The 17,231-nt window shown below is 68.6% G+C and carries 14 protein-coding genes; 8 read left to right on the top strand and 6 right to left on the bottom strand.

The features are described from left to right. Nucleotides 1-17 precede the first annotated feature (17 nt). From ASG27_RS21075 to ASG27_RS21065, 3 genes are read right to left on the bottom strand one after another with little or no spacing between them, the layout of a single operon-like run. Nucleotides 18-632: a chemotaxis protein CheB gene (locus tag ASG27_RS21075; RefSeq protein ID WP_056420382.1), complete on the bottom strand. Its 615-nt coding sequence runs from the start codon at nt 630-632 to the stop codon at nt 18-20. Beyond that, nucleotides 629-1,468 carry a CheR family methyltransferase gene (locus tag ASG27_RS21070; protein WP_056420379.1) on the bottom strand — a complete coding sequence of 280 codons (840 nt, stop codon included), beginning with the start codon at nt 1,466-1,468 and terminating at the stop codon, nt 629-631. Before ASG27_RS21070 ends, ASG27_RS21075 begins: the two co-directional genes overlap by 4 nt. Before the next feature lie 29 nt (nt 1,469-1,497). Further along, on the bottom strand, nt 1,498-4,986 hold the full coding sequence (locus ASG27_RS21065) for a response regulator (RefSeq protein ID WP_056420376.1): 3,489 nt from the start codon (nt 4,984-4,986) through the stop codon (nt 1,498-1,500). A 251-nt stretch (nt 4,987-5,237) separates the two neighbouring features. On the opposite strand from ASG27_RS21065, the gene ubiA reads away from it, so the two are divergent. From ubiA to ASG27_RS21035, 6 genes are all read left to right on the top strand, one after another. Then, a complete protein-coding gene (gene ubiA, locus ASG27_RS21060; protein WP_056420371.1) occupies nt 5,238-6,113 on the top strand; it encodes a 4-hydroxybenzoate octaprenyltransferase in 876 nt (291 codons plus the stop codon). A 52-nt stretch (nt 6,114-6,165) separates the two neighbouring features. Continuing rightward, the gene (locus ASG27_RS21055; RefSeq protein ID WP_156370841.1) at nt 6,166-7,398 is read left to right on the top strand and encodes a hypothetical protein; all 1,233 of its coding nucleotides are present in this window, start codon (nt 6,166-6,168) and stop codon (nt 7,396-7,398) included. 47 nt (nt 7,399-7,445) lie between these two features. Continuing rightward, on the top strand, nt 7,446-8,057 hold the full coding sequence (locus ASG27_RS21050; protein ID WP_056420365.1) for a TerD family protein: 612 nt from the start codon (nt 7,446-7,448) through the stop codon (nt 8,055-8,057). 53 nt (nt 8,058-8,110) lie between these two features. Further along, the gene (locus ASG27_RS27180) at nt 8,111-9,163 is read left to right on the top strand and encodes a hypothetical protein (protein ID WP_056420362.1); all 1,053 of its coding nucleotides are present in this window, start codon (nt 8,111-8,113) and stop codon (nt 9,161-9,163) included. 17 nt (nt 9,164-9,180) lie between these two features. Further along, complete coding sequence (locus ASG27_RS27175) at nt 9,181-9,933, top strand: VWA domain-containing protein (protein ID WP_056420361.1); 753 nt, start codon at nt 9,181-9,183, stop codon at nt 9,931-9,933. Between the two features lie 311 nt (nt 9,934-10,244). Next, entirely contained in the window at nt 10,245-11,204 is a 960-nt protein-coding gene (locus tag ASG27_RS21035) for a hypothetical protein (protein WP_235504097.1), read from the top strand. 196 nt (nt 11,205-11,400) lie between these two features. Here the strand turns inward: ASG27_RS21035 and proC are convergent, their stop codons facing one another. The 3 genes from proC to ASG27_RS21020 all read right to left on the bottom strand — a co-directional run bounded on the left by proC (nt 11,401) and on the right by ASG27_RS21020 (nt 14,842). Beyond that, a complete protein-coding gene (proC, locus tag ASG27_RS21030) occupies nt 11,401-12,252 on the bottom strand; it encodes a pyrroline-5-carboxylate reductase (RefSeq protein ID WP_056420356.1) in 852 nt (283 codons plus the stop codon). Nucleotides 12,253-12,416: 164 nt separating this feature from the next. Further along, a complete protein-coding gene (gene glpK / locus ASG27_RS21025) occupies nt 12,417-13,910 on the bottom strand; it encodes a glycerol kinase GlpK (RefSeq protein WP_056420353.1) in 1,494 nt (497 codons plus the stop codon). Nucleotides 13,911-14,077: 167 nt separating this feature from the next. Then, on the bottom strand, nt 14,078-14,842 hold the full coding sequence (locus ASG27_RS21020) for a DeoR/GlpR family DNA-binding transcription regulator (RefSeq protein WP_056420346.1): 765 nt from the start codon (nt 14,840-14,842) through the stop codon (nt 14,078-14,080). A gap of 204 nt (nt 14,843-15,046) precedes the next feature. Between ASG27_RS21020 and ASG27_RS21015 the strand changes: the two genes are divergently transcribed. After that, complete coding sequence (locus tag ASG27_RS21015; protein ID WP_056420342.1) at nt 15,047-16,135, top strand: ABC transporter ATP-binding protein; 1,089 nt, start codon at nt 15,047-15,049, stop codon at nt 16,133-16,135. Between the two features lies 1 nt (nt 16,136). Beyond that, nucleotides 16,137-17,228: an ABC transporter ATP-binding protein gene (locus tag ASG27_RS21010; protein WP_056420629.1), complete on the top strand. Its 1,092-nt coding sequence runs from the start codon at nt 16,137-16,139 to the stop codon at nt 17,226-17,228. The last annotated feature ends 3 nt before the right edge of the window (nt 17,229-17,231 follow it).

Here is a 17,231-nt window from a genome sequence, read left to right as displayed (position 1 = left end):
GTCCGGGTACATCATCGTCACAGCAGGCTTTGTTGGTGCAGTTGCGCAAGCAATGCTGCGATGCCCGCGGGGGGCAGGGTGTGGTCTACGGGCGTGCTGGCCAGCGCGGCCAGGGGCATCGCCGGCATGGGGGCGCTGGCCGGGTCCTGCACGATGGCCAGGCCGCCGGCCGAGCGGATGGCCGCCAGGCCCCGCGCGCCGTCTTCGTTGGCGCCCGACAGCAGGATGCCCACCAGGCGCGGGCCGTACAGGTCGGCGGCGGACTCGAACAGCACATCGATGGAGGGCCGCGAGAAGTGCACCGGTGCATCCACCGACAGCGACAGGCGTGGCCCCTCGTCCAGCAGCAGATGGTAGTCCGGCGGCGCGAAGTACACGTTGCCGGGCTGCAGCTCGTCCTTGTCCCCGGCCTCCTGCAATGGCAGGGCGCAGCGCTGGCGGAAGATGTCCGCCAGCAGGCTGCGCCGGTCGCGCGGCAGGTGCAGCACCACCACCAGGGGGGCCTGCAGCGTGGCCGGCAGGGCCGGCAGCAGGGCCACGAGGGCTTCGACGCCACCCGAGGAGCCGCCCACCACGATGGCGTCGTAGGCGGGGCGGGGGGCGGCCGCCGCAGCGGTGGTCGCGGCGCTCACAGGCCGGCCTTCTTGCGGTAGATGCGGTCTTCGAGCACGAAGTCGTCGAACGCCGGGGCCTCCGCCGAAAAGCGCAGCGACTCCTTGGAGCCCAGGCCCAGAAAGCCCCGGTGGCACAACGCCTCGCGAAACAGCCCGAGCGCGCGGTTTTGCAGGTCGCGCTCGAAGTAGATCAGCACGTTGCGGCAGGACACCAGGTGCACCTCGGCGAACACGCTGTCGGTGGCCAGGCTGTGGTCCGAGAACACCACATGTTCGCGCAGCGACTTGTCGAACACCACGCGGCCATAGCGCGCGGTGTAGTAGTCCGACAGCGAGCTGCGCGCGCCCGAGCGTGCGTGGTTCTCGGTGAACGCCGCCACACGCGCGAGGTCGAACACGCCGGATTCGGCCAGGCGCAGCGCGTGCGGGTTGATGTCGGTGGCGTAGATCAGGGTGCGGTCCAGCAGGCCTTCTTCCTGCAGCAGGATGGCCAGCGAGTACACCTCTTCGCCCGCGCTGCAGCCGGCCACCCAGACCTTGAGCGAGGGGTAGGTGCGCAGCAGCGGCACCACTTCTTCGCGCAGCGAGCGGAAGTACGTGGGGTCGCGGAACATGTCGCTCACCTGCACGGTGAGGTACTCCAGCAGCGCCGGGAACACGTGGGGCTCGTGCAGCACGCGGTCCTGCAGCTGCGACAGGGTCTTGCACTGGAACTCGATCAGCGCCGTGGTCAGCCGGCGCTTGAGCGATGCCGGCGAGTACCCCCGGAAGTCGTAGTGGTAGCGGTGGTAGATCGCATCGATCAGCAGGTGCTGCTCGATGTCTGCGGTCTTCGCTTTCTTCAAGAGGGACATGGGCCGGGCTGGGGTGCTCGCTGGGTGGGTTACTTGGGCATCCAGACGCGCACGAGCGACAGGAGTTTTTCCACATCCAGCGGCTTGGCGATGTAGTCGTTGGCGCCGGCGGCCAGGCACTTTTCCTGATCGTCCTTCATGGCCTTGGCGGTCAGCGCGATGATGGGCAGGCGGCGCCATGCGGGGCGGTTGCGGATCTCGCGCATGGCGGTGTAGCCGTCCATCTCCGGCATCATGATGTCCATCAGCACCAGGTCCACCGCAGGGCCGCTGGCGTCGGCGCGTTCCAGCGCCTCCAGTGCCTCGATGCCGTTGCGGGCAATCTGCAGCTTGATGCCCGTGGGCTCCAGGATGCTCGAGAGCGCGAACACGTTGCGCACGTCGTCTTCCACCACCAGCACATTGCGGCCTTCCAGCGCCGTCTCGCGGCTGCGCGCGGACTGCAGCATCTGGCGGTGCTCCGCCGACAGCTCGGACTCGACCTGGTGCAGGAACAGCGTGACCTCGTCGAGCAGCCGCTCGGGCGAGCGGGCGTCCTTGACGATGATGGATTTGGAGAAGCGCCGCAGCTGCTGCTCCTCGTCGCGCGACAGTGCGCGGCCGGTGTAGACGATGACGGGCGGGAACGACACGCCGTCCTGCTCGGTCATCTGCTGCAGCAGCTCGAAGCCGGTGAGGTCGGGCAGGTTCAGGTCCATCACCATGCAGTCGAAGGTGGAGCCGCGCAGGTGGTCCAGCGCCACCCCGGCGGTGCCGGCGCAGACGATCTCCACGTCGTCGCGGCTCAAGAGGTGGCGCACGCTCTCGCGCTGGCGCTCGTCGTCTTCCACCACCAGCACGCGGCGCAGGTTCTGGGTGAACTTGGCCTCCAGGCGCTGCAGGGCCTGCACGAGCTCGTCGCGCTTGACGGGCTTGAGCGCGTAGCCCACGGCGCCGCGGCCCATGGCCTCCTGCGAATAGTCCGCCACCGACACCACGTGCACGGGGATGTGCCGCGTGACCGGGTTGCGCTTGAGCTGGTCGAGCACGCCCAGGCCGGAGAAGTCGGGCAGGTTCACGTCCAGCACGATGGCGCTGGGCAGCAGCTGCGCGGCCATGGCCAGGCCGTCCGCCGCGTTGAAGGCCATGTGGCTCTCGAAGTCCATTTCACGGGCCAGGTCGCACAGGATGTTGGCGAAGCGCTCGTCGTCTTCCACGACGAGGATGCTGCGGGCACTCGCGCGCAGGGGCGCTGCGGCGCCGGTGGCGGCCGCCTGAGGCGCTGCGATGGCGCCCAGCGCCTGGGCCACGCCCGCCAGTTGGGGCGCGGTCGGTGCCAGGGCCGCGGGCGTCGCCATGGGGGCGGTGTGTGCGGCATGGGCGGGTTGTGCGGTGTACGGAGTGCCCGCAGCCGCTGCCGCATCTGCCTGCAGCGCTGCCAGCCGCGCCGGCAGCGTCAATGTGAACACGCTGCCTTCGCCAGGCGTGCTCTCGACCGAGATCGCGCCGCCCAGCAGCTGCGCCAGGTCGCGCGAGATCGACAGGCCCAGCCCCGTGCCGCCGTACTTGCGGTGGGTGCTGCCGTCGGCCTGGCGGAAGGCTTCGAAAATCAGCTCCTGCTGGTGCGCGGGGATGCCGATGCCCGTGTCCCGCACCGCAAACACCACCGTATCCCCCGTGCCGCGCGACACCTGCAGGGTGATGGAGCCTTTTTCGGTGAACTTGAGCGCGTTGGACAGCAGGTTCTTGAGCACCTGGCCCAGGCGCAGCGGGTCGGTCTCCATCGTGGGCACGTCCGCGGCCACGGTGGCCGACAGTGCCAGGCCCTTCTCCTGGGCCAGCAGGCGCAGCGGCTCCACCAGCGCCTGCACCGCCTTGCCCACCTGCACGGTCTCGACCGACACGGTGGCCTGGCCGGCCTCGATCTTGGCCAGGTCGAGGATGTCGTTGATCAGCGCCAGCAGGTCGTTGCCCGCGGAGTAGATGGTCTGGGCGTACTTCACCTGGTCGCCGGAGAGGTTGCCGGGCTTGTTGTCGGCCAAGAGCTTGGCGAGGATGAGCGTGGAGTTCAGCGGGGTGCGCAGCTCGTGGCTCATGTTGGCCAGGAACTCGCTCTTGTACTGGCTGGCCGTTTCCAGCTCGCGCGCCTTGTCGGTCAGGGCGCTCTGGGCGCGCAGCATCTGTTCGCGCTGGTATTCCAGCTGCTGGGTCTGCTCTTCCAGGTGGGCGTTGGTCTGCTCCAGCTCGGTCTGCTGCACCTCCATCTGCGCCTGCGACTCCTGCAGGATGCGGCTTTGCTGCTCCAGCTCTTCGTTGTTCACGCGCAGCTCTTCCTGCTGCGTCTGCAGTTCCTCGGACTGGCGCTGTGTTTCCTCCAGCAGCGCTTCCAGCCGGGTGCGGTCCGCGCCGGAGCGGATGGCGATGGCCAGCATCTCGGAGGCACGCTCCATCAGGCTGCGCTCGGCATCGTCCAGCGCGCGGTAGAAGCCCAGCTCGATCACGGCATACACCTTGCCGTTTTCCACCGCGGGGGCCACCAGCAGCTCGGCCGGGCTCGATTGGCCCGTGCTGGACGACACCAGCAAGTGGGTGGAAGGCACGTCGCGCACGTGCAGCAGTGTGCGGGTGCGCGCTGCCTCGCCCACCAGGCCTTCGTTGGCCAGCAGCGTCTGGGTGAGCCGCTCGCGCGGCAGCGCATAGCCGCCGAACAGCGAGAACCCGCCGCCGGACTCGGCCACGTAGCCTGCGCCCACGTTGGCCTTGAGGTAGCCGGCCAGGTACTCCAGGGCCAGCTTGCCGATGTCTTCCAGCCGGTGGTCGCCCTGCAGGCGCTGGCCCAGGCCGGTCAGGCCGGCGGACACCCACGACTGCCGCGACTTGGAGCGGTATTCCCGCGAGGTCATGGCGGCCGAGGCGCAGATCAGCGCCAGCAGCACGATCGAGCCGCCCCACGAGTAGTAGGCCGACATCGTCGCAGCATCCACCCAGGCCTGGCGGCGGGATTCCAGTTGCTGGCTCTGCAGGGTGAACAGGTCGGACGAGAGGTCGCGCACCCGGTCCATCAGATTCTTGCCCGCGTCGGTGCGCACCAGGGCCATGGCGGCGTCCCGGTTGCCGCCTTTGTACAGTTCGACGGTTTCGTTCAGCTCGCGCAGCTTCTGCCGCGTGAGGTCGTCGATCTGCGTCACCATGCGGCGGTGGATCGGGTCGTCGTTGGTGCTGGCCTTGAGGGCCGTCATCTGCCGGTCCAGCGACGTCAATGCCAGTTGGTAGGGCTGCAGGTAGCTCACCTCGCCTGTCAGCAGGAAGCCGCGCTGGCCGGTTTCGGCGTCCTTGAGCGCGGAGTTGAACAAATTGAGCTGGCGCATCGCCAGCGTGGTGCGGTCCATGGCCGCCACGGCGTCGCCGCGCATTTCGGACGCGCGGAAGTTGACCAGGGCAATGACCAGGGTGGCCAGTGCGGCCACGACGAAGCCCGCCATCAGCGTGCGGGGGATGGCAAAGCGTGTGGTGGCCTGTGTACTGGAGGATCTGGGCATGCGGTGCAGGTCCTTAGGGGTGGTGTGACCCGGGGACTTTACCGGGTTTGCAACGCTTGTTACAGGGAGAGCCCTGCCGGGGTGCGGCCAATCGGCGCTCACCGCTCAGGCCCGGACCCGGGTGCGGCCGGCCAGCCGGCTGCTACATTCGCACAGCCCGCGCCCCCGGCAGGCTGATCCTGCCCCCGTTGTGCCCCCGCTGTGCCGCCTGGTGCCGCGTTCCAGCCCTTTCTTTCGCATCTGCCTGCCGCATGTCCACCGTCGCCCCCCGCAGCCGCTTCGCCCTGTACCTCGACCTCATCCGCTGGGACCGCCCCGCCGGCTGGCTGGTGTGCCTGTGGCCCACGCTGTCCGCGTTGTGGATCGCGGCCGACGGCTTTCCGGGCTGGCACCTGCTTGCGGTGTTCGTGCTGGGCACCATCCTCATGCGCAGCGCTGGCTGCTGCGTGAACGATGTGGCCGACCGCGACTTCGACAAGCACGTCAAGCGCACCGCGCAGCGCCCCGTGACCACCGGCGCCGTGTCGGTGAAGGAGGCCCTGGGGCTGGGCGCCGTGCTGGCGCTGCTGGCGTTCGGCCTGGTGCTCACCACCAACGCGGCGGCCATTGCCTGGTCGGTGCCCGCGCTGCTGGTGGCCATCGCCTACCCTTTCACCAAGCGCATCATCTCCATGCCGCAGGCGGTGCTGGGCATCGCCTTCAACTTCGGCATCGTGATCGCTTTCGCCGCCGTGCAGGGCACCGTGCCCGCCGTGGCATGGTGGATGTGGCTGGGCAACCTGTGCTGGGTGCTGGCCTACGACACCGAATACGCCATGGTCGATCGCGACGACGACCTCAAGATCGGCATCAAGACATCGGCCATCACCCTGGGCCGACGGGATGTGCCGGCGATCGTGGCCTTCTACCTGGCTTTCCTGGCTATTTGGGTCCTGGCGCTGGCCCCGTATGCGCTAGGTGCTATTTTTTATATAGCAATCGCCGCCGCGCTCGCCCAGGTGGCCTGGCACTGGAGCCTGATCCGCCACCGCACCCGCGAGGGCTGCTTCAAGGCCTTTCGGGTGAACCACTGGCTGGGCGCCACGGTGTTTGCAGGCATCGCGGGCAGCTACCTGGTGCGCCAGTAAACTGGCGTCCGCCGATCCATCCCCCTGTCCCCAGATCCAACATGAGATACGCATGGCCACCTCTCCCTTGACTGCGACTGTGATTGGCGGCAACGCGGTGGTACCGCAGGCTGCCGCGGCCTGGCCCGCGACCGGGCCAGATGCCACCGGAGCGCTGGTGCTCCCCGCCCACTTTCCCGTCGCCCTGAATGCCGAGCAGCAGCAACAGGTGCAGCAAAGCCTGTCGCAGGTGGACTTTCTGGCCATGCCCACCCGCGAGGTCGTCACGCTGGGGGCGGACATCGAGACGGCCCTGCACCGCACGCTCGACGGCTTTCTGGCGCGCATCGACCAGGGCAGCGACCCGAAGATCTTCAAGCTCATCGCCAGCCTCAAGGAGGCGGTCGACAAGGAAGACCTGCCGGCCCTGGCCCGCAAGATCACCCACCCCGAGCCCAGCCTGCTCTCACGCATCGGCGGCCTGTTCAGCAAGGCCGCGGCGGCCAAGGCGCTGGCCGCCGTGTGGGAGGAAACCCGCCGCCTGGCCCAGGGCAAGACGAAGACGCTGGTCGACGTGGTGCAGAAGATGGATGTCGAACTGCGCCAGGAGCAGCAAAAGCTCGACGGCGAGATCCGCGCGCTGGAGCGGCTCAAGGACGCCTACCGGGGCCGCTACAGCGACTTCGCCGTGGTGGTGGCCTTCCTGTCCGTGTTCCTGGTGCGCTCGCGCGAGCTGGTGGCGCAGGCGGAGCAGGCCGTGCAGCCGGGCGATGCGCAAGCATCCGTGCGCCTGAGCGAGCTCAAGGACAAGCTGCAGGCGCTGGAGTCGCGCGCGCTGGCGCTGGAGGGCACGCTGAGCCGCCTGCCGGCCGACCAGCTCGTGATCCGCCAGCTGCAGAACGCCGCCATCGCCACGCTGCAAGAGACCACCACCACCGCATCGAGCCGCTTCGCCAGCATCAAGATGACGCTGCTGACCCTGCACGGCGCGCTGGTCACCCAGTCGGTACAGCAGCTGGCCGACCACGGCGCGGCGCTGGACCAGAACCTTGCGGGTGTGCGCTCGGTGCTGATGAAGGACGTGGTGACCAAGGCCGCCAACGCCCCGGGCGACAACCGCCTGGCCCAGGCGCAGCAGCTGCAGGCGATCGTCGCCGATACCGCCCAACTGGTGGGCGTGGTGGAGCAGGCCCGCGCCGACAACCAGCAGAAATTCGCGCAGGCCCGCGAGATGTTCGCCCAGGCCCGCCAGGACATGCTGGCCGTGGGCCAGCAGCTGCGCCCCGACCAGCCCCTGAAGTATTGACCCGGCGCAGCTGACCCTTCAACAGATCCAACGTCCAAAAACCCGACATGGCCCTCGAACTCAAACTCTCCAAACCCGGCGACGCCGCCCCCAAACTGTCGCTGAACCTCGCCAAGCCCGCGCGCTTCACCGTGGAGCTGTACTGGGATTCCGCGCACGACCTGGACACCCACGCGCTGCTGGCCACCAATGGCGGCGGCGGTGCCAAGGTGACCAGCTTCGACCAGGTGCTGAGCACCTACAACGCCAAGAAGACCAACCCCCAAGGCGTGCTGACCACGCACGCCGACGGCTCGTTCTCCACCCCGGAAGGCGGCATCACCCATTCGGGCGACGCGCGCACGGGCGTGAACCTGGACGTGGACGAAACCCTGTCCATCGACGGCAGCAAGATCCCGGCCGGCGTGAACGAGATCCCGATCTTCGTGACCATCCACGCTGCCGGGGCGGCCAATTTCTCGTCGGTGAAGAATGCCGGCATCCGCATCAAGAACGACCAGGGGCTGGTGCTGGGCGAGTACCTGCTGTCCAATGAGTTCGGCCCCTTCAATGCCGTGCAGATGGGCAGCCTGCTGCTGGAAGGCAGCGGTTGGCACTACCTGGCCGCGGGCAGCGGCTTCAACGGCGATTTCAACTTCATCCTGTCGCACTTTTCCTGACATGCCGTGAGTGGCCCTCGCCAGGCCCGCCACCGCCGCGTTGCCTGCACTGGATGAAGCCCAAGGTCATCACCCACACGCCCGCCACCCCGCCACCCGGCGCCCCGTCTGCCCAGGGGCCGCAGGATGCGGGCGGCGGCCGCGTGCTGCGCGCCACGGTGATCGCGTCCGGCGCACCCGGCGCACCCGCTGCAGCGCCGGCAATGCCTGCACCGGGGGGGCTCTCCGCAGCGCCCACCACCGTCGTGTCCCCGCCAGGCAGTGCCGCCGTGGGCCGCAGGGCGCCGCCTTCGGTGGTGCCCGGCACCATCCGGCGGGGGGTGGATGTCAGCCTGCGCCAGTTGTCCGAGCGGTTTCCCGGCGCGCGGCCCGAAGTGCTGCAGCAGGCCGAGCGCCTGCTGCAGGACACGGTCATCGATACCTTGAGCGCAGCGCAGGCCGCGCGCTGGGGCGACGAGGCGCAGCGCCACTATGGCGCGCTGGTCGATGCGTCCTTGCAGATCATCCATTCCGACACGCTGCAGGCCAGCCTGCGCCACATGGCCCGGCTGCACGCCCTGCTGGAGGTGGTGGCCGAAAAATGGCAGGCCCCCGCCAAATCCTCGTTGCGCTTTTGGAAGAGCGATGCCGGACCCGGCCAGGTGCTGCAGGCCAGCCAGGGCGAGCTGGCGCAGCTGCGGCAGCACCTGTCGCAGGCCCTGCCGGCCTTGCGCACGCTGCAGTCCGAGCTGCAAGCCATCTCGGGGGAGCTCGCCCCCTTGGCGCTGCGGCTCGATGCGCTGAGCCTGGCGGCGCACTACCTGGCCGATGCGGTGAGCGCCGGGCCGGGCACCGACGCCGACCCGCGCGCCTACGCCCTGGTGCAACGCGCCAGCGCGTTGGCGCAGACGGTGCTGCACATCCACAGCGGCATGGTGCTGCGCCAGGGCAGCCAGCACCACCTGGACGCATTGATCCACCGCATTCAGGACACCGTACTGATGGCCTTGCCCGCCTGGATGGAAAAGGTGACGCTGGCCACCCAGTCGCGCCCATTGAACGACACCGAGCGCTACGCGCTCGCCCAACAGCTGCAAGGCCTTCTGGGCCTGCTTCACATCTCCTGACTTCACGGACCCCACACATGGCGTTGACCCTGGACCTGAACAAATCGCAGCAAGCCCTCGTGCTGAACCTGGCCAAAGCGGGCGTGAGCGACCCACCCAAGGTGGACGTCGCCTTCGTGATGGACGTGTCCGGGTCCTTCGACGATGAACACCGCCAGGGCGTCACCAACGACCTGCTCACGCGGCTGATCCCCTGGGCTGCGCTGTTCGACCCCGACCAGAAGATGGAGGTCTACACCTTCTCCAACGGCCCCCGCAACGTGCACCACGCGGCCGACGTGAGCGCCCGCAACTACGCGGGCTACGTGCAGCGCGAAATCATCGGCTGCCCGGGCTACCAGGGCGGCACCGACTATTCGTACGTGCTGGAGCGCGTGCTGGCCGACTTTGGCTGGGCGCCCGCTGCGGCCCGGCCCCAAGGCTTCTTCGCCAGGCTGCTGGGCGCCAGCGCTGCCGCGGCGCCCGCCGTCGCGCCGCGCCAGACGCTGATCTTCTTCGTGACCGACGGCGAAAGCTCCGACGAAGCCAAGACCACCGCGCTGCTCAAGGCCTCGCAAGCCCGGGGTGATGGCGTGTACTTCCACTTCCTGGGGGTGAGCAACCAGTCGGCGAAGTTTCCGTACATCGAGCGCCTGGGCGAGCAGTTCGGCAACGTGGGCTTCACCGCCGTCAACCAGGTGCGCAGCTGGGTGAAGCAGCCGGACGACGCCATCAACCAGGCGCTCATCAGCGACGAACTGGTGGCCTGGCTGAAGGGCGGCCGCGCCTGAGCGTCCGGTGCCCCTGAGCGCGCGGGCCGGTGTGCGATGGCCTGCGGACTGACGACCACGCTGGGTCGCCGCGGTGGAAAGTGTTGCATCCCGGCCGACGGGGTTGTAAGAGTTGTGACAGGGCTGGCCCATGGCCTGGGCGCTCCTGAGAATCTGGCCCGGGCCGGTTCAGGCCCCGCCACCCGAAGGCGAGGAACCAGGCCCTGAAATGCCTGGCGGCCAAGGGGTGGTGAATCTCTGCGCTGCGGGCCTGTGCCTGCGGCGTGTCACTCCAAAGACTCCAGGCTTGCATGAAGAATAAAACACACACTTTGCGCGCTCTGCGTTTCCTGTCGGCCGGTGCGGCCCTGTCGTGCCTTGTCGCGCCAGTGCTCGCGGCGGACTACAGCCCTTACCCCAAGGCCGGGGTGTACGAGGCAAGCGACGGCAGCTTCGAACGCCTGCTCACCGTCAAGCCCAACGGCAAATTCACGCTGGAGGTGGCTGAAAAAGGCAAACCCGGCAACCTGCGCAGTGGCTCGGGCGAAGGCAGGCTGGCCGATGCGCCGGGCGGCTGGACCTTCAGCGAAGGCCGCTGCACCATGACCTTGAAACGTGCCGCCGGCGGCATGCAGATGCGGGTGGAGGCCTGCGCCAGCGCCTGGGGCGATGTGCCGTTCGATGGCAAATACGCTTACCAGGGCGAGGAAGCCTCGGCACCAGTGGCCAAGGCAGGCCCGGCCCGCAGCGCACCGCCTGCCGCGGCGCCTGCCATGGCTGCGGCCCCTGCTGCGGCGCCCGCAACCCCGGGTGCCGCCGGCGCACCGGCGGCACCCAGCGCGGGCCTGCCGTCGCGCAAGGCGCTGAGCCAGCAGTGGACCCAGCTGTCGTCCGACACCGTGGCCGGAGGCAAAAGCGCCCGGTTCTGGGCCCAGCCCGCGCCCGGCGCTGCGGCCGGCCCGGGGCTCGAGCATTTCACCGCCGCCGGTTTTGTGATCGATGTCGGCACCGCGTACGACCGCCTGTCCGCCGCAGACATGGCCAAGCCGCCGCTCCAGCTGGTGCAGGTTCCGCTGCCGCCCGTCACGGCCAAGGAAGGGCTGGAGTTCGAGGTGGAGTGCCGCTACGGCAAGGCCGACAAGGCGGTGGCCATCAACGTCAGCAGCGTGGGCAAGGGCCAGCAGGTGACGCGCAAGCGTGCCAGCGCCTGGATGCTGGACGCCAATCTGCAGGCGGTGGAGATCAAGCCTGCGAGCAAGGCCAAGTGCCCGCAGGCCCAGGCCGGCTACTGAGGCTTCACGCGGGTTCGTATTTAGTCATCCATATCCGACACCGTTCGGGCTGAGCCCTTCGATGTGCTCAGGACAGGCTTGTCGAAGCCTTGCGCAGCGCTTCGACAGGCTCAGCGTGAACGGTCTTGTATGGATGAAAGCTGTAGGTATCAGTCCCGGCTTGGGAGCCAGGCGGCAGCGCCTGCCGCCCCAGCGCTCAGCCGCCGAACTCGTTGCCCAGCTCGTCCGCCCGCTGGCGGGCCGCTTCCATCGCGCGCTCGAACGCGGGGCCGACGCCAGCCGCTTCCATCGACTGCAGCGCCGCATAGGTGGTGCCGCCCTTGGAGGTGACGCGCTGGCGCAGCACGGCCGGGGGCTCGTCGGACCGGCGGGCGAGCTCTGACGCGCCGACGAAGGTGCCCACGGCCAGCTGGTGCGCCTGCGCTTCGCTCAGGCCCATGGCGGTGCCGGCGCGGGTCATGGCTTCGAGGAAGTAAAAGACGTAGGCGGGGCCCGAACCCGACAGGGCGGTGACGGCGTCGAGCTGCTTTTCGTTATCGACCCACAGGAACTCGCCGGTGGAGGCCATGATGGCTTCGACCTGGGCGCGCTCGTCGGCACTGACGGCGGCGCGGGCGTACAGCGCGCTCATGCCTTTGCCCACCAGCGCGGGCGTGTTGGGCATGGTGCGCACGATGCGCTCGCTGGAGAGCCACTGGGCGATGCTGTCCGAGCGGATGCCGGCGGCCACGCTCAGGTGCAGGGCACTCTGCGTGTGGGCCTTGGCCTCGCCTGCGGCGTCCTTGAAGGTCTGCGGCTTGACGGCCCACACCACGATGCTGGCGCGCTGCAGGGCCGGGCCCGATGCAGGCTGCGCGGCCAGGCCGTAGTTCTGCAGCAGCGCCGCGCGCGTGGGTTCGAAGGGCTCCACCACCTCGATCTGGCCGACCGGGTGGCCCTGGCGGATCAGCCCGCCGATGATGGCGCTGGCCATGTTGCCGCCGCCGATGAAGGCGATGGTGGGCAGGGCGGTGGAGGAGGGGGAGGGCGCGGCGGTGTTCAGGCTCATGGTGGTAGCAAGGTGGCTGCAAGGTGGCGACAACTGGGGCGATGATGGTAGCGCCCGCCCGGCTGCACCCTGCAGGTTTTAGCAAAATGGGGCGCTACCGCTTGCCCTGTCTCATAGTTTGCTATTGTTTTTGTAGTATTGCTGCGCAGGGGGATGTTCCGGGCTCATTCAGCGGTCGTCTGGCGCACCGCGTGCTCCCACTTCGCCATCAGTTCTTGCGCGCGGGCATTGCCCAGCGTGGGCACGAAGCGCCGGTCGGCGCGCCACAGCTTCGACAGCTCCGCCGTGCTGCTGTAGACCCCGCAGGACAGGCCCGCCAGGTACGCGGCACCCAGCGCCGTGGTCTCGATGACGGCAGGGCGCACCACCGGTATGCCCAGCAGGTCGGCCTGGAACTGCATCAGCAAGTCGTTCACGCAGGCGCCGCCGTCCACGCGCAGCTCGCTCACCGGCGCGCCGCCGGCGGCGGTGGCGTCGCGGCTCATGCCCTGCAGCAGGGCGGCGCTCTGGTAGGCGATGCTCTCCAGCGCCGCGCGGGCGATGTGGGCGATGGTGGTGCCGCGGGTGAGGCCGGTGATGGTGCCGCGCGCCTCGGGCTTCCAATAGGGCGCGCCCAGGCCGGTGAAGGCCGGCACCATCATCACGCCGCCCGAGTCGGGAACGCTCTCGGCCAGGGACTGCACCTCGCTGCTCGACGGAATGGCGCGCAGGCCGTCACGCAGCCACTGCACCACAGCGCCGCCGACGAAGACGCTGCCTTCCATCGCGAACTCGGGCGTGGCCGATGCCTGCGCTGCACTGGTGGTGAGCAGTCCGTTCTGGCTGGTCTGGAATTTCTGGCCGGTGTGCATCAGCATGAAGCAGCCCGTGCCGTAGGTGTTCTTGGCCATGCCCGCCGTGAAGCACGCCTGGCCGAACAGCGCGCTTTGCTGGTCGCCCGCCACGCCACCGATGCGGATGCCGTGGCCCAGCAGGTCGGGCGCGATGTCGCCGAAGTGCGAGCTCGATGGCTGCACCTGCGGCATCAAGGATTTGGGGATGCGCAGCAGGGCCAGCAGCTCATCGTCCCACTGATTGGTGTGCACGTTGAACAGCATGGTGCGCGAGGCGTTGCTCACGTCCGTCACATGCACCTGGCCGTGGGTCAGCTGCCAGATCAGCCAGCTGTCCACCGTGCCGAAGGCCAGCTCGCCGCGCTCGGCCGCATCGCGCGCGCCGGGCACGTGGTCCAGCAGCCACTGCAGCTTGGTGCCCGAGAAGTACGCATCGACGAGCAGGCCGGTCTTGGCCTGGATGGTGCCCGCGTGGCCCTGTTCGCGCAGTTGCGCGCAGGCCGGTTCGGCGCGGCGGTCCTGCCACACGATGGCGTGGTGCACGGGCTTGCCGGTTTGGCGGTTCCACAGCACCGTGGTCTCGCGCTGGTTGGTGATGCCCACGGCGCGCACGGCGTCGGCCGCGATGCCCGCCTTGGCCAGCGCGTCCCGCGCGGTGGCCAGCTGCGTGCGCCAGATCTCCAGCGGGTCGTGTTCCACCCAGCCGGGCTGCGGGTAGATCTGCGGCAGCTCCACCTGCGCCTGCGCCACGATGTGGCCGCCTTCGTCGAAGACGATGCTGCGGGAGCTGGAGGTGCCTTGGTCGAGTGCGAGCAGGTAGGTCATGGCGGGCAAGGATAAGTCAGCAGCGCACTGCCGCAAAGGGGTGGCGGGGGCTTGCGTTCAACTCATGAAGACCGTTCGGACTGAGCCTGCCGAAGCCTTGCGCAGCGTTTCGACAGGCTCAGCGTGAACGGTTGGTTGCTGGGTTGAAAGCAATGGGTGAGACCGGGTCAGGCCGCGACCGTGCACAGCACCTCTGCATCCTGCAGCAGTGCCGGAAACGGCTCCGGCGGCGGCGCGTCGGTGAACAGGCGGTCGATCTGGTTCAGCGTGGCCAGTTGCACCATGGCCGGGCGGTTGAACTTGCTCTGGTCGGCCGCCAGCCAGACCTCGCGCGACTGGGCAATGATGGTCTGCGCCACCTTCACCTCGCGGTAGTCGAAGTCGCGCAGCGAGCCGTCGGGCTCCACGCCCGAGATGCCGATGAGCGCGATGTCCACCCGGAACTGGCGGATGAAGTCCACCGCCGCCTCGCCCACGATGCCGCGGTCGCGGGTGCGCACCACGCCGCCGGCCACGATGACCTCGCACTCGGGGTTGCCGCTCAGGATGGCCGCCACGTTCAGGTTGTTGGTGATCACGCGCAGGCCGCGGTGGTGCAGCAGCGCCTTGGCGATGGCTTCGGTCGTGGTGCCGATGTTCAGGATCAGCGAGCAGTCGTTGGGCACCTGGGCTGCCACGGCGCGCGCGATGCGTGCCTTGCCCTCGGCGTGCAGGGTCTCGCGCTGGGTGTGGGCCAGGTTCTCCACGGTGGAGCTGGGCACGCGCACGCCGCCATGAAAGCGCGTGAGCAGGCCCGATTCGGCCAGGCGCTGCACGTCGCGGCGCACCGTCTGCAGCGTCACGCCCAGGGTGTCGGCCAGTTGTTCCACGGTGGCGGACTTGCGCGCGCGGACTTCTTCGAGGAGCAGCAGTTGTCGGGGGTTCGTATTCACGCGGTTGGGGCGGGCAGAGTGTGTGGATACTTTAAATCGAACAAAAAGGAACCTGTTAAGGGTAAACCTTGATTCAATACGATCATAAAAGAACAAAAATGAACACAATCGAAACCGAGAGGGCTTGCTGTGGCTGGTGCGCAGCGGCACAGGATTTCCGCAGAACAAAGGCCCTGGAGGCCACTACAACAGAAAGGTTGCGTGATGCAGCTGGCACTGGACAGCATCAGCAAGAAGGTAGGACCGCAGACCTGGCTGTATGACATGAGCCTGGCGCTGCACAGCGGCGCCGTCACGGTGCTGCTGGGCGCCACGCAGGCAGGCAAGACGAGCCTGATGCGCATCATGGCGGGCCTGGACACGCCCACCGCCGGCCGCGTGACGGTCGATGGCGTGGACGTGACGGGCACCCCGGTGCGCGAGCGCAATGTCGCCATGGTTTATCAGCAGTTCATCAACTACCCGTCGATGAAGGTGGCCGCCAACATCGCCTCGCCGCTCAAGCTGCGCGGCGAAAAGAACATCGATGCCCGGGTGCGCGAGATTGCCAGCCGCCTGCACATCGACATGTTCTTGGACCGCTACCCGGCCGAGCTGTCGGGCGGCCAGCAGCAGCGCGTGGCGCTGGCGCGTGCCCTGGCCAAGGGCGCGCCCCTGATGCTGCTGGACGAGCCCTTGGTCAACCTGGATTACAAACTGCGCGAGGAACTGCGTGAAGAGCTGACCCAGTTGTTCGCCGCCGGCCAGTCCACCGTGGTCTATGCCACCACCGAGCCGGGCGAGGCGCTGCTGCTGGGCGGCTACACCGCCGTGCTGGACGAGGGCGAGCTGCTGCAGTACGGCCCCACGGCCGAGGTGTTCCACGCGCCCAACTCGCTGCGCGTGGCCCGTGCCTTCAGCGACCCGCCGATGAACCTCATGGCCGCGTCGGCCACGGCCCAGGGCGTGCGCCTGCAGGGCGGTGCCGAGTTCGCCGTGCCGCTGCCGCAGGGCCTGGCCGCTGCCGGCCTCACGGTGGGCGTGCGGGCCAGCGCGCTGCGTGTGCACGCCCGGCCCGGCGATGTGAGCGTGGGCGGCGTGGTGGAGCTGGCCGAGATTTCAGGCTCCGACACCTTTGTGCATGCGTCCACCCCGTGGGGTGACCTGGTGGCGCAGCTCACCGGCGTGCATTACTTTGAATTGGGCGCGGCCGTCACCCTGCACCTGGACCCTGCGCAGGTCTACGTGTTCGGTGCCGACGGCCGGCTGGCCTGGGCGCCTGCGGCGCGGCACTTGGCACAAGGAGGCCGCTGACATGGCACGCATCAGTCTGGACCTGGCGCATTCGTACAAGCCCCACCCGCAGCAGGACAGCGACTACGCGCTGATGCCGCTCAAGATGGAGTTCGAGGACGGTGGCGCCTACGCGCTGCTCGGCCCCTCGGGCTGCGGTAAGACCACCATGCTCAACATCATGTCGGGCCTGCTGGTGCCGTCGCACGGCAAGGTGCTGTTCGACGGCCGCGACGTGACGCGCGCCAGCCCGCAAGAGCGCAACATCGCCCAGGTGTTCCAGTTCCCCGTCATCTACGACACCATGACGGTGGCCGAGAACCTGGCCTTCCCGCTGCGCAACCGCAAGGTGCCCGAGGCGCAGATCCAGCAGCGCGTGGGCGCGATCGCCGAGATGCTGGAGATGAGCGGCCAGCTCAACCAGCGCGCGGCGGGCCTCGCGGCGGACGCCAAGCAGAAGATCTCCCTGGGCCGCGGCCTGGTGCGCTCGGACGTGGCGGCCGTGCTGTTCGACGAGCCGCTCACGGTGATCGACCCGCACCTCAAATGGCAGCTGCGGCGCAAGCTCAAGCAGATTCACCACGAGCTCAAGCTCACGCTGATCTACGTGACGCACGACCAGGTCGAGGCGCTCACGTTTGCCGACCAGGTGGTGGTGATGACGCGCGGCAAGGCGGTGCAGGTGGGCTCGGCCGATGCGCTGTTCGAGCGGCCTGCGCACGTGTTCGTGGGCCACTTCATCGGCTCGCCGGGCATGAACTTCTTGCCGGCGCACAGCGACGGCGCCAACCTGTCGGTGGCTGGGCACGCCCTGGCGGGCGCCGCGGGCCGCACGCTGCCCGAAGGCGCCTTGCAGGTCGGCATTCGGCCCGAGTACCTGGCACTGGCCCAGCCGCTGCAGGCCGGCGCGCTGCCCTGCACCGTGGTGCAGGTGCAGGACATCGGCACCTACCTGATGCTGACCGCCAAGGTGGGCGAGCACACGCTCAAGGCGCGCTTTGCGCCCGAGGCCCGGCTGCCATCGGCCGGCGACGCAGTGTGGCTGCAGGTGCTGGGTGCACACACTTGCTTCTATCAGAACGAACAGCTGCTGACCGCGGAGGTCGCTCCATGAGCG

This window comes from Acidovorax sp. Leaf191 (genome assembly GCF_001424425.1).
Classification (GTDB): domain Bacteria; phylum Pseudomonadota; class Gammaproteobacteria; order Burkholderiales; family Burkholderiaceae_C; genus Acidovorax.
This window is presented reverse-complemented; position numbering and strand designations above follow the sequence as displayed.